This window comes from Flavobacterium enshiense (assembly GCF_022836875.1).
Taxonomy (GTDB): Bacteria; Bacteroidota; Bacteroidia; order Flavobacteriales; family Flavobacteriaceae; genus Flavobacterium; species Flavobacterium enshiense_A.
In genome coordinates this window covers 103,612-116,665 of the sequence record NZ_CP090376.1, presented here as the reverse complement: position 1 = coordinate 116,665, position 13,054 = coordinate 103,612, and the positions used below count along the sequence as shown (strand labels likewise).

Below are 13,054 nucleotides of genomic sequence, written 5' to 3'. Positions count from 1 at the left end.
GAGGACAAAAATGTCTTTTATTATGATAAATATCATGAATGTGAAAAAAAAATGACGGCTAATTTAAAGTATGATTTCTTTCTGAATCCCTTATTAATACAATATTAAGAGATAGGTTTCTGAAATTTATTTGAAAATATGACCTGACTTATTATTGTAAAATGTGCTTTGATGTTGCTGTAAAAAAAGAAAACCATCAACTCTCGCTGATGGTTTTGTGTCCTATATATAGGTGAGCTTATTCCGCAGCTACCAACTTGCTGGCACTTCGGTAAGTGAATTCATTAAAGATGTGTCGTTTTGCAAAACGATTCGGTGATTCCGCATTGATCATTTTGATATAGGTGTTTTTTGGAACGCCAAAATATTCAAACTGATTGCCATCCAGGAAGCTGATGTATAAAACCCCGTTGTCCATGTAGAACTCCAAAATATTGGAAGTACTGGTGGTTTTGATGTATTCGTCCTTGTCTTTCTCAAGGGTTTCAGGCGCGATACTTACTAAAAAGTGATAAGCTTCAATAACTTGTTTGCTTCTTTCTTCCGCCGCTAAACGTTCAACAGGATCAGCAATAGTATCAGGATGGTCTTCCTTCATGCTTTTTCTGTAGATTGTTTTCAATTCTTTTAATGTTGCTGTTTTAGTAACATCCAATAATTTTCGGTATTCGGCAATTTTTTTTGTATTCATGAGTAAAAAATAAAAGCGTTTTTTTAACGAAACGTTTTGATTAACAGTGGAATAAATCTTAAAATATAAGAAATAAGCAACTTCAGTTTATTTAAAAAAAAAGAGAACCAAAATGATTCTCTTCTTAGTAGCGGGAACAGGACTCGAACCTGTGACCTTCGGGTTATGAGCCCGACGAGCTGCCTACTGCTCTATCCCGCGATGTACGGTTTGTATTCTCAATATTTTCTTAGTAGCGGGAACAGGACTCGAACCTGTGACCTTCGGGTTATGAGCCCGACGAGCTGCCTACTGCTCTATCCCGCGTTATTTCGAGTGCAAAGATACAACGAAATTTGATAGATACAACAAAAAGATAAAAAAATTTTAAAATTTCTACTATATCGCTAGTAATGACTACCTTTGTAGGCTAAAATTTTTACTATGTCACACAAAGCAGGTTTTGTAAACATCATCGGAAATCCAAATGTTGGAAAGTCGACTTTAATGAATGCTTTCGTCGGGGAACGCCTGTCGATCATCACATCTAAAGCACAAACCACACGTCACCGTATCCTTGGAATCGTGAACGGAGAGGATTTTCAGGTGTTGTTTTCAGATACGCCAGGAATTATAAAACCGGCGTACGAATTACAGAATTCGATGATGGATTTTGTAAAATCGGCTTTTGAAGACGCCGATGTGTTGGTGTATATGGTAGAAGTAGGGGAAAAGGAACTGAAAGACGAAGCCTTTTTCAATAAAATCATCCATTCCAAAATCCCAGTGCTTTTATTGTTGAATAAAATCGATAAGTCTAATCAGGAACAATTGGAAGAACAGGTGAATCTGTGGAAAGAAAAAGTACCTAATGCAGAACTTTACCCGATTTCGGCATTGGAAAATTTTAATGTGAAAGAGGTTTTTAACCGCATATTGGAATTACTTCCAGAATCACCGGCCTATTATCCGAAAGATGCATTAACGGACAAACCGGAACGTTTCTTCGTAAACGAAACCATCCGTGAAAAAATTCTTTTGCATTACGACAAAGAAATCCCATATGCAGTAGAAATCGAAACCGAAGAATTTATCGAAGATGAGGATATCATTCGAATTAAATCGGTAATTATGGTGGAGCGCGATACACAGAAAGGAATTATCATCGGGCACAAAGGATCAGCGATAAAAAGAGTAGGGATAGAAGCCCGTCAGGACCTGGAGAAATTCTTTGGAAAACAGATTCACATCGAAATGTTCGTGAAAGTCAACAAAGACTGGAGAAGTAATGCGTATCAATTGCGTCGTTTCGGATACAATCAGAAATAAATTTTAAAAATAAAATAAAGGTAAAGCTTTTATTTTCAGAATAATAAACGCTGCGATTTTACATTTTAGTGACTTTGCCACTTTTTATATGTACTTTTGCGCAAAATTTAATAGAAAATGAACAATATCGTAGCCATAGTAGGAAGGCCAAACGTTGGAAAATCAACCTTTTTCAACAGGTTAATTCAAAGAAGAGAAGCTATCGTTGACTCGGTGAGCGGAGTAACCCGTGACCGTAATTACGGAAAAAGCGAATGGAACGGAAAAGAGTTTTCGGTCATAGATACAGGTGGATATGTTAAGGGTTCCGATGATATTTTTGAAGGTGAAATCCGTCGTCAGGTAGAATTGGCCATCGATGAAGCCGATGCTATCATTTTTATGGTGGATGTGGAAGAAGGAATTACGCCAATGGATGCCGAAGTGGCGAAATTGCTTCGTAAAGTTACCAAGCCAATCCTTATCGCAGTTAATAAAGTGGATAATGCGATGCGTGAAAAAGACGCCATCGAATTTTATAATTTAGGTTTAGGTGAATATTATACTATAGCCGGAATGAATGGTAGCGGAACCGGAGAACTTTTAGATAAGTTGGTGGAAGTGTTGCCGGAATTACCGGAAGCTGTGGAAGAAGAAAATCCGCTGCCTCGTTTTTGTGTGGTAGGTCGTCCTAATGCAGGTAAATCATCTTTTATCAATGCTTTGATTGGTGAAGACCGATTTGTGGTTACCGATATTGCCGGAACAACCCGTGATGCCATCGATACCAAATACAACCGTTTCGGATTTGAATTCAACTTAGTGGATACTGCGGGAATCCGTAGAAAAGCCAAAGTAAAAGAGGATTTGGAATTTTACTCCGTAATGCGTTCGGTTCGTGCCATTGAGCATTCGGATGTTTGTATCCTTATGATTGACGCCACACGTGGTTTCGAAGGTCAGGATCAGAATATTTTCTGGCTGGCTGAGAAAAACCGTAAAGGAGTTGTAATTCTTGTGAATAAATGGGATTTGGTAGAAAAAGATACCATGTCGGCCCGTGACTATGAGGCGAGAATCCGTAAAGCGCTTGAGCCGTTTACCGATGTGCCGATTCTTTTCGTATCTGCACTGACAAAACAACGTTTGCTGAAAGCTTTAGAAACAGCTGTTGAAGTTTTTGAAAACAGAAAACAGCGTATCTCGACTTCCAAATTCAATGAAACGATGCTGCCGATTATCGAACGTACACCGCCACCGGCATTGAAAGGAAAATACGTGAAAATCAAATACTGCATGCAGTTGCCAACACCAACACCTCAGTTCGTGTTTTTCTGTAATCTGCCACAATATGTGAAAGATCCTTACAAACGTTTTATAGAAAATCAATTGCGTCAAATCTATAATTTTGAAGGAGTGCCAATTGATATTTATTTCAGACAGAAATAATTTGTTAAAAAATACTTAATGAGTAAAATTCCTACATAATAAAAACTTTAATTTGCGGTTTTAATGAGTAATCATTTTTAACCGCAATTTTTTTATTGATGCCAAAACAACTTTTAATTTTCGTTCTTACACTGTTTTCAGTGTGTGCCTTTTCGCAGAATTCCTTTTATATCAAAGGGAAAATTATTGAAGAAGCCACCAAACTTCCTATGGAATCGGCTACGGTTTATCTGTCACTAGCCAAAGATTCTTCACTTGTGGATTATACCATTACCGACAAAAACGGGAATTTCTCGCTGCCGGTTAAGAAGATCACACAGCCTGTCTTCCTGAAAGTGTCGATGGAAGGTTTTGAGGCACATAAGCAAAGCTTAAACGAACTTTTAAAAGCTGCAGATTTTGGAGTCATCTCTTTGAAAGAACAGGCAAAAATGCTGAACGAGGTGATTGTTAAAGCGGAAGCGCCTCCCATCCGTATTAAAAAAGATACTTTAGAGTTTAATGCGGCTTCTTTTAAAGTCAGGCCCGATACGAATGTTGAAACACTGTTGAAGCAATTGCCCGGCGTAGAGATAGATCCGGAAGGCAAAATCACCGTAAACGGAAAAGAAGTGACCCAGATTATGGTAAACGGAAAGCCTTTTTTCGACAAAGACGGAAAAGTAGCGTTGCAGAATCTTCCCTCAGATATCATTAATAAAATACAGGTATCGGATCTCAAAACCAAAAAGGAAGAGCTTTCCGGTCAGGCCGCCAGTTCCGATAAGGCCACTATAAACTTAACCATAGACGAAGATAAGAATAAAGGACTTTTCGGTAAATTTATGGGAGGATATGGGACGGATGATCGCTACGAAGCCAGTGGATTGTTAAACTATTTTAAGAATAAAAGAAAGTTCAGTGTTCTGGCTTCTTCCAACAATATTAATTCCATTGGTTTTTCGATGGATGAAATCTTTGATAATATGGGGGGCGGACGCAGCCGTTCCATGTATTATAATGATAATGGTTCCTTTGGGGTAAATGGGATGCTTTTCGGTAGTGGCGTCGGAATTACGCAATCCGATATGATTGGGGTTAATTATTCTGATGAATGGGTGAAAGGTTTTGATTCAAACGGCAATTACCTTTTTTCTGATCAGCATACTAAAAATAACCGGAAGGTAAAACAAGCCAATTTCCTTCCGACCGGAGGGATTATAACGGATGGAACTTCACAGACCAGTTCGGATCGTTTCGGACATAATTTGAATTTTGAATTTGAGTACAAGATTGATTCGACTACAACTATAGGTATTACTCCCAGATTTTCTAAATCACATGGGAAGGACAGGGATAAATCGTTTCAATCGTCTACAGATGAAAATAACAATCTGTTAAATGAAAGTAATTCTGATATTTATAATGAAAGTGACGGAAACAGTTTTAAGAATTCACTTTATTTCAACAAGGCATTTAAACGTAAAGGTCGTTATGTGCATTTTACATTTGATAACGAAAATAATAAAGACGAAATTAATTCTACCAACACCTCGACTACCATTTTCTATCAAGGAACCAACCCAGATGATATTCGGGACCAACTTAAGAAGAATAAAAATTTAAAAGATAATTATCATTTTGATATCAGTTATTCTGAACCGGTAACCGATTCTTTAAGTGTAAGTGTAGGAGTAGGACAGGAGTGGAAAAAAAGTTCTGAAGATCGTGATGCTTTCGATTTTGATCCGACAACGCAGTCGTATTCAAACCCGAACGCGTTCCTAACGAATTATATGTCCTCATTTATCAGTACAACCCGACCGAATGCAGGATTTTCTATTGATAAGAAGAAGTTTAGTTTGAATGCATCGGGAGGTACAGCTGTTTCTCAGTTTGATGCTCACTCTTTTTATCTTGGGGTTACTACTGATTTGAATAAGAATTATGTGATGCCTTTCGCTAATATGTATTTTAATTACAAATTGGATAAATCAAAACAGATCTATTTGAATTATGATTTTGAATTCGATTTTCCGACCGCTAGCCAGATATTACCGGTTTTGGATCTCTCAAATCCGTTGAATACGTTTGTGGGAAATGCTAATTTGAATCTGAATAAAACCCATAACGCATATTTAGGTTTCAATAATTATGATTATGCCAGCCGTTCCGGCTTTTATTTATACGCGGGAGGAAATTATTATGAAGATCAAATCGTTTCGTCATCATTGTATGATGAGAACGGAAAACGAACCACTACGTACAGGAATGTGTCTGATACCTATTCGTCTTGGTCTGGGGCGAGTTGGAGTAAAAGCATTAAAAAAGAAGAGCACAAGTATAGATTTGGGGCTGGAGTTAATGTTAGTTTCGGACTTTCAAAAGGATTTACGAATACAGAAATGTATGAAGCGCAGGCTGTACGATTGATGCCAAGAGTGTTTTTTAACTATGATTATGGCGAATTGCTGACCATTGCCCCATCGTATAATTTTTCATATAACGAAACGAATTATACAAATTATACGATTAGTTCGACTCTTAACAGAATCCATAGGTTTAATATTCAAACCACAAATTACTGGCCAAAGAACTGGGTTTTCGGTAATGATTTCGGTTATACCTACAATTCAAATATTTCAGATGATTTTAAAAATGCTTTTTATCTGTGGAATACCAGTTTGTCCTATAGTTTTTACGATAAGAAGTTTACGGCGAAGGTTAAGGTTTATGATATGCTGAATCAAAACCAAAGTGCTACAAGAACAATATCCGCAACTACTATCAGAGACGAGGAAAATACGGTGTTGAAACGCTATGCGATGTTTTCCTTGACTTATAAGATTGAAAAGTTTGCTGGCAAGGAAAAGCCTTCCAGAAATTGGAATCACTAAAAAAAAGAGGCTGCTTGCGCGGCCTCTTTTAAAATGATTTTGTGGAATTTTAGTGTTTTATTTTATGTAAATGCTTTTTTTGCAAATGATGCTTCTCGGGTTTGTCGCTATACCAGTCTTTAAATTTCTTATCGGTTTTATAATCATCTGTAAGAACGGTGTAAACCATGTAAGGTACAAGAAAACTGCCAATAATAAACAAACTGCTTATTAGTGGGAACGGAACGTTTGTCTGACATAGCCCCGCAAAAATAAAGGCAAATATTGTGGTAAACCATACCAGCTTAATCGCATAATTTTTCATGACCTTAAACTTTACTTAAAGGTACGCTGATTAGTTGTTGTGAGGTGTTAACGATTGTACAATGAGTTCTTAAAAGGATTTAGTACGGTAAGTAGGATGAAATAAAAAAGAGATTGCTTTTTTTGCAATCTCTTTTTTTATCTGCAATCTGCTGTATGAAGCTACCAACTTCCGCTGGCACCGCCGCCGGAGAATCCTCCACCGCCAAAACCGCCTCCGAAGCCACCTCCTCCAAAACCGCCGCCGGAAGAACTTCCTCCTCCAAAACCGCCAAAGCCACCACGGCCCAAGCTGCTCAGAATGATGATGTCGCCCAGATCTGGTCCGGCAAAACGTCCTGTGTTACCACCGCCACCGCCACGTTTGTTTCTGGAAAGAATCGCAATGATGATGATAAACAAGATTATGAAGAAAATGATTTTTCCACCGCCAGGTGATTTTCCTCCTTTTCGTTCGCCTTTGTATTTGCCTTTTAAAGCTTCGAATATAGTATCGGCTCCTTTATCTAAGCCATTGAAATAGCTTCCGGCTTTAAATTCGGGAGTTATAACGTTTCGGATAATTTCTCCACAGGTACCTGCTGTCAGACGGTCTTCAACACCATAGCCTGGTCGGATACTTATTTTTCGGTCGTTTTTTGCAACTAAGATGGTAATGCCATTATCCTCGTCTTTCTGTCCGATTCCCCATTTATGTCCCCAGTTGGTTGCCAATACGCCAATGTCTTCGCCTTTCAGGTCTTCAATGGTAATTACAACGATTTGAGTAGTTGTCGAATCGGAATAACGAACCAGTTTCTCTTCCAGTTGTTTCTTTTCGGTTGCACTTAATACATTCGCATAGTCGTAAACACTCGTTTGAAAACTAGGCTTTTCAGGAATGGTGAATTGCGAAAAAGCAAAACCGCTGTTAAACAATAAGGAGATAATAAGGATGAATTTAAAAATCCCTTTTAAATTTGAAATTTTCATGATTTGGATTTTTTATTAATTATCCTTTGGATATTTCGTTAGATAATTCGTTGGCATCATCGTCTTTATATGGGAAGTGTTTTTTCAAACGCTCACCGGCTCTCAGGATCCCTTCAACCAGTCCTGTTTTGAACTGTTTGTTTTTAAAATGTTCGATTACCACATCTTTTGTGCAATCCCAAAAATCGTCTTCCACCAAATCGTCTATCCCCTTGTCGCCAATAATGGCAAAGGAATGATCCATTACGCCAACGTAAAATAAAACGCCGTTTTTGGCTTCGGTTTTGTCCATGCCTAATGCGTGAAAAACCTCCTTAGCTCTTTCGACAGGAGGTTTTTCTGCATGTGCTTCTATGTGAACTCTAATTTCTCCGGAAGTGTTTTTTTCGGCCAAAGAAATCGCATGTACAACTTCTTTTTCGTCTTCCGGACTTAGAAAATCTTCAGTTAAAGACATCGCTTGGGTTATTTATCAAAGTTAAATTCTACATCTACCGGTTTTTCTGCACCAGCTACTGCATCGAAGAATGGTTTCTCCTTGTATTCACCCAAGAACCAGTTGTTAGGGATTTTTAGGATATAGTTGTTGTAGCTCTGTACCGATTCGTTAAAACGGGTTCTTGCTGTTAAAATCTGATTTTCCGTGCTGGCCAATTCGTCCTGTAATTTTAAGAAGTTCGCGTTGGCTTTCAACTCAGGATATCGTTCTACAGTTACCAATAATCTTGATAAAGCCGAAGAAACGCCACCTTGTGCCTGTTGGAACTGCGCCAATTGCTCCGGAGTCACGTTTGTTGGGTCTACAGTAACCTGAGTAGCTTTTGCTCTTGCTTCGATAACGGCTGTTAAAGTTCCTTTTTCGAAATCGGCAGCGCCTTTTACGGTTTTAACCAAATTCCCGATAAGGTCATTTCTTCTTTGGTATGCGGTTTCCACGTTACCCCATTCTTTTCCTACCGCCTGATTTTCACGGATAGCCCCGTTTTTGATTCCAACGTACCAAAATCCGATAACGGCCAGAATAGCTACAATAATTAATATTGGTGCAAATTTTCTCATTTTTTTTAAATTTAAAGTTGATTTTCTTTGATAGTATTAGTCGTTGTTTAAGTATATTGTTACTTATAATTCATTTTTAATATTTGTCAGCTGTACTTTAATAGCTTCCAGTTTGTTGATGATTTCAAACTTGTCCAGTGTTTTTTTTTGGCCTTCTTTCAAATGTACTTTCGCGCCGTCTAAAGTGAATCCGCGTTCTTTTACCAAATGGTAGATCAGCTGAAGGTTTTTTACGTCCTCGGGAGTGAACATACGATTGCCTTTCGCATTCTTTTTTGGTTTTAATATGTCGAATTCCTTGTCCCAAAACCGGATGAGGGAAGCGTTTACGTCAAAAGCCTTGGCCAATTCGCCAATGCTGTAATATCTTTTCTCAGGTAAGTCTAAATGCATTTTTTTGTTTTGAGTTATAAGTTGAAAGGGATAAGGGATAAGTTGGTGTTTGCCATACTTTTATTTTCCTTTTTCTCACTTTCGTCTTTTTTTTTCTTTTTCCTTTTCCCTTTTTCCTAATCTAACGATTGGTTTTCCTGATTAGCAATTTGTGAAATTAAAACATATTCTTTTGCCGAAATCGAGCCGTAATAAAAATTCAACGGATTCACTACTTTTCCGTTCTGATACACTTCATAGTGCAAATGCGGAGCCTCGCTTCGTCCGGTGCTGCCAACATAGCCGATTACATCTCCGCGTTTAACATGTTGCCCCGGTCGAACTTTGTATTTGCTCAAATGGGCATACAAAGTTTCGTACCCAAAACCATGACGTATTTCAATATGATTTCCGTAACCCGAAAGCGATGCGTCTGCTTTTTCGACGACTCCGTCACCAGTGGCATATATCGGGGTTCCGGTTCGTGCCGAAAAATCCATCCCTTTGTGAAATTTCCTGACTTTCGTAAACGGATCGCTTCGGTAACCAAAACCGGAAGCCATTTGTTTCAATGCTTCATTTTTTATCGGCTGTATCGCCGGAATCGCAGCCATCAGTTTTTCTTTTCCTTTGGCTAATTTAATGATTTCATCGAGTGATTTCGACTGAAAAACCATCTGATTCGAAATAATATCCAAACGTTTTGTTGTGTTGATTACCAAATCGGAATTGTCAAAGCCTTCCAGTTGTTTGTAACTAAGTGCGCCTTCGCTTTCGCCCTTGCGTTTTTTTTCATCCACCGGCGAACTGTTGAAATAAGCGCGGTACACATTATTGTCCCTGTCTTCCAGATTGTTCATCGTTTCATTCATCTGGTCGACCCTTTTATTGAGAAGCGCATAACTGATTCGCATATTTTCAATTTCACGGGCTAGGATTCGGTCTTTCGGAGTTTCGAAATATGTAGTGTTCAAAAGTATCACAAAACACAAAAAACCAAACAATGCCGACGCCAGCAAAAACAAGGCAAAATAGCCTAGCTTTCGCCCTTTCTTCGGTTTGATTTTTAGAAAGGCTAATTTTTCGGAATCATAAATATATTTTACCTTCGACATGTTCTAAAATATACTATTTTTGCAGCTTGTAAAATGGTGTTGGTTAACCGGTTGTAGGGGTTATACGAACAAATTTAAAAAATGTTTCAAAGCAATTGATTTTTTAGAGCGAAACATTTGCTTATTTGTAAACCTTTTACCTGCTATCGCTTCTAGTCGCGATTGTAATCGCGAGCTAACCGCTCTATCAGGGCTAGGAGAGCAGTCATTTTACCTTTTGTAATCGAAATAGAAAATTAGTGCGAATCACAATCGCGGAAATAAATAAAAAAATGAAATCACAAGACATTCGTAAGGCTTACCTTGATTTTTTTGAAAGCAAAGGACACTTAATCGTGCCTTCTGCACCGATTGTTTTAAAAGACGATCCGACTTTGATGTTTAACAATTCCGGGATGGCTCAGTTCAAAGAGTTTTTCCTAGGGAACGGAACACCAAAATCGCCAAGAATAGCCGATACGCAAAAATGTCTTCGTGTATCCGGAAAGCACAACGATTTGGAGGATGTAGGTTTTGATACCTATCACCACACCATGTTCGAAATGTTGGGGAACTGGTCGTTTGGTGATTATTTCAAAAAAGAGGCATTGGCTTGGGCTTGGGAATTCCTGACCGAAGTATTGAAACTTGAAAAAGACCGTTTGTATGTTTCTGTGTTTGAGGGAAATCCTTCAGAAAATGTGCCATTCGATCAGGATGCTTTCGATATCTGGAAGCAATACGTTTCGGAAGACCGCATCATCTTAGGAAACAAAAAAGATAATTTCTGGGAAATGGGCGATCAGGGGCCATGCGGACCATGTTCTGAAATCCATATCGATTTGCGTACAGATGCTGAAAGAGCTGCAGTTTCAGGTCGTGATTTGGTAAACGCCGATCATCCACAAGTGGTGGAAATCTGGAACAACGTATTCATGGAATTCAACCGAAAAGCTGATGGTTCTTTGGAAAAATTACCGGCACAACACGTAGACACCGGAATGGGCTTCGAGCGTTTGTGTATGGCGATGCAGAGCGTTACATCTAATTACGATACCGATGTGTTCACGCCGCTAATCGAAAAAGTAGAACAAATTACAGGTAAAAAATATACGAGTAACGGAATAAAAAACATCAGCGAAGAGCAAAATAAAACCAACATTGCCATTCGTGTAATTGTTGACCACGTTCGTGCTGTGGCGTTCGCTATTGCAGATGGTCAGTTGCCTTCTAACACCGGAGCCGGTTATGTAATCCGTCGTATTTTGCGTCGTGCCATCCGTTACGGATTTACGTTCTTAAACACTAAAGAACCCTTCATCTATCAATTGGTAGAGGTATTAAGCAACCAAATGGGGGCTTTCTTCCCGGAGATTATTGCTCAGAAAGGTTTAGTTGCGAACGTAATTAAAGAGGAAGAAGCGTCTTTCTTAAGAACGTTAGACCAAGGATTGCAGTTGTTGGAAAATGTGGTTGCGGAAACCAAAGGGAAAGAAGTTTCGGGTGCTAAAGCATTTGAATTGTATGATACTTTTGGATTCCCGATCGATTTAACTGCTTTGATTTTAAGAGAAAGAGGATATAGCTTGGACGAGGCTGGTTTTGATGCTGCGATGTTGGAACAGAAAACACGTTCCAGGGCCGCTTCAGAAGTATCCACAGAGGATTGGACCGTCTTGGTTCCCGGAAACGTGGAAACTTTTGTAGGTTACGATCAAACAGAAAACGAAGTGAAAATCACTCGTTACCGTAAAGTGGATTCTAAAAAAGACGGTAAACTATACCAGATCGTATTAAATAACACGCCGTTCTATCCGGAAGGAGGAGGACAAGTTGGTGACAAAGGAACTTTGGTATCGGCAAACGAAACTATCGAAATCATCGATACGAAAAAGGAAAACAACTTAATTCTGCATTTCGCGAAAAGTTTACCTGAAAATGTAAACGGTACGTTTGTGGCAAAAGTAAACGCCGATTTAAGAAGTCATACAGCTAGCAATCACTCGGCAACACACTTATTGCATCAGGCATTGCGTTCGGTTTTAGGAACGCATGTGGAGCAAAAAGGATCGTTAGTGGCACCGAATTACCTGCGTTTTGACTTCTCACATTTTGCAAAAGTGACAGATGAAGAATTGCAAAAGGTGGAAGATTTCGTAAATGCAAGAATTCGGGAGCAGTTACCTTTAATTGAAAGAAGAAGTATTCCGTTTGCACAGGCAATTGAAGAAGGAGCTATGGCGTTATTCGGAGAAAAATACGGAGATAATGTTCGTGCTATCAAATTCGGAGAAAGCATGGAATTGTGCGGAGGAATCCACGTGAATAATACGGCAGACATCTGGCACTTCAAAATTACAAGCGAAGGAGCGGTAGCTGCAGGAATTCGTCGAATTGAAGCGATTACTAATGATGCGGTGAAAGAATTCTACGCATCACAGGAAAATACCCTGAAAGAAATCAAGGAAACATTGAAAAATCCGCAGGATGTTATCAAGTCTGTAGTTTCTTTACAGGACGAAAATGCGAAACTGAAAAAACAGATCGAACAGTTACTAAAAGAGAAAGCGAAAAACCTGAAAGGGGAATTAGCTTCTCAATTACAAAATATCAACGGAGTAGATTTCTTGGCGGTACAAGTGGATTTGGATGCCAACGGAGCTAAAGACTTGGCTTATGAATTAGGTCAGAACAAAGACAACTTGTTTCTGGTTTTAGCAACTGCTGCTGATGATAAACCGATGCTGACTTCTTATATCTCCAAAGAATTGGTGGAAAGTAAGGGCTTAAATGCTGGACAAGTGGTTCGTGAGCTTGGAAAATACATCCAAGGCGGAGGTGGAGGTCAACCGTTCTTCGCAACAGCGGGAGGTAAAAATCCAGGTGGAATTAAAGAAGCTTTGGAAAAAGCGGTTGAGTTCGTGAAGTAAGATTTTATTCTATAGTTATTT

The 13,054-nt window shown here is 38.9% G+C and carries 11 protein-coding genes and 2 tRNA genes; 4 read left to right on the top strand and 9 right to left on the bottom strand.

Going from position 1 to position 13,054, the window contains the following annotated elements; all coding sequences use genetic code 11:
• Window positions 1–238: 238 nt before the first annotated feature.
• The 3 genes from LZF87_RS00530 to LZF87_RS00520 all read right to left on the bottom strand — a co-directional run bounded on the left by LZF87_RS00530 (window position 239) and on the right by LZF87_RS00520 (window position 997).
• On the bottom strand, window positions 239–691 hold the full coding sequence (locus LZF87_RS00530; RefSeq protein ID WP_244340213.1) for a KTSC domain-containing protein: 453 nt from the start codon (window positions 689–691) through the stop codon (window positions 239–241).
• Between the two features lie 128 nt (window positions 692–819).
• Window positions 820–892: transfer RNA gene (locus LZF87_RS00525), tRNA-Met, on the bottom strand.
• A 32-nt stretch (window positions 893–924) separates the two neighbouring features.
• Window positions 925–997: transfer RNA gene (locus tag LZF87_RS00520), tRNA-Met, on the bottom strand.
• A gap of 117 nt (window positions 998–1,114) precedes the next feature.
• On the opposite strand from LZF87_RS00520, the gene era reads away from it, so the two are divergent.
• The 3 genes from era to LZF87_RS00505 all read left to right on the top strand — a co-directional run bounded on the left by era (window position 1,115) and on the right by LZF87_RS00505 (window position 6,303).
• Complete coding sequence (gene era / locus LZF87_RS00515; protein WP_244340212.1) at window positions 1,115–1,999, top strand: GTPase Era; 885 nt, start codon at window positions 1,115–1,117, stop codon at window positions 1,997–1,999.
• 117 nt (window positions 2,000–2,116) lie between these two features.
• Window positions 2,117–3,427, top strand: a complete 1,311-nt coding sequence (gene der / locus LZF87_RS00510) for a ribosome biogenesis GTPase Der (RefSeq protein WP_244340211.1) — start codon at window positions 2,117–2,119, stop codon at window positions 3,425–3,427.
• 98 nt (window positions 3,428–3,525) lie between these two features.
• Window positions 3,526–6,303 (top strand): outer membrane beta-barrel protein, encoded by a 2,778-nt coding sequence (locus LZF87_RS00505; protein WP_244340210.1) that lies wholly within the window; start codon window positions 3,526–3,528, stop codon window positions 6,301–6,303.
• Between the two features lie 49 nt (window positions 6,304–6,352).
• Here LZF87_RS00505 and LZF87_RS00500 read toward each other — a convergent pair whose 3' ends face one another.
• From LZF87_RS00500 to LZF87_RS00475, 6 genes are all read right to left on the bottom strand, one after another.
• Window positions 6,353–6,607 (bottom strand): hypothetical protein, encoded by a 255-nt coding sequence (locus tag LZF87_RS00500; RefSeq protein ID WP_244340209.1) that lies wholly within the window; start codon window positions 6,605–6,607, stop codon window positions 6,353–6,355.
• A gap of 161 nt (window positions 6,608–6,768) precedes the next feature.
• Entirely contained in the window at window positions 6,769–7,578 is an 810-nt protein-coding gene (locus LZF87_RS00495) for a TPM domain-containing protein (protein WP_244340208.1), read from the bottom strand.
• 19 nt (window positions 7,579–7,597) lie between these two features.
• A complete protein-coding gene (locus LZF87_RS00490) occupies window positions 7,598–8,035 on the bottom strand; it encodes a TPM domain-containing protein (protein WP_244340207.1) in 438 nt (145 codons plus the stop codon).
• A gap of 8 nt (window positions 8,036–8,043) precedes the next feature.
• Window positions 8,044–8,637 carry a LemA family protein gene (locus LZF87_RS00485; protein WP_023573565.1) on the bottom strand — a complete coding sequence of 198 codons (594 nt, stop codon included), beginning with the start codon at window positions 8,635–8,637 and terminating at the stop codon, window positions 8,044–8,046.
• A gap of 63 nt (window positions 8,638–8,700) precedes the next feature.
• Window positions 8,701–9,030 (bottom strand): MerR family transcriptional regulator, encoded by a 330-nt coding sequence (locus LZF87_RS00480; RefSeq protein ID WP_244340206.1) that lies wholly within the window; start codon window positions 9,028–9,030, stop codon window positions 8,701–8,703.
• A gap of 116 nt (window positions 9,031–9,146) precedes the next feature.
• Window positions 9,147–10,124, bottom strand: a complete 978-nt coding sequence (locus LZF87_RS00475) for a M23 family metallopeptidase (RefSeq protein WP_244340205.1) — start codon at window positions 10,122–10,124, stop codon at window positions 9,147–9,149.
• Window positions 10,125–10,396: 272 nt separating this feature from the next.
• Here LZF87_RS00475 and alaS point away from each other — a divergent pair, with 272 nt between their 5' ends.
• Window positions 10,397–13,033, top strand: coding sequence for an alanine--tRNA ligase (gene alaS, locus LZF87_RS00470; protein ID WP_244340204.1), 2,637 nt, complete (start codon window positions 10,397–10,399; stop codon window positions 13,031–13,033).
• Window positions 13,034–13,054 lie beyond the last annotated feature (21 nt).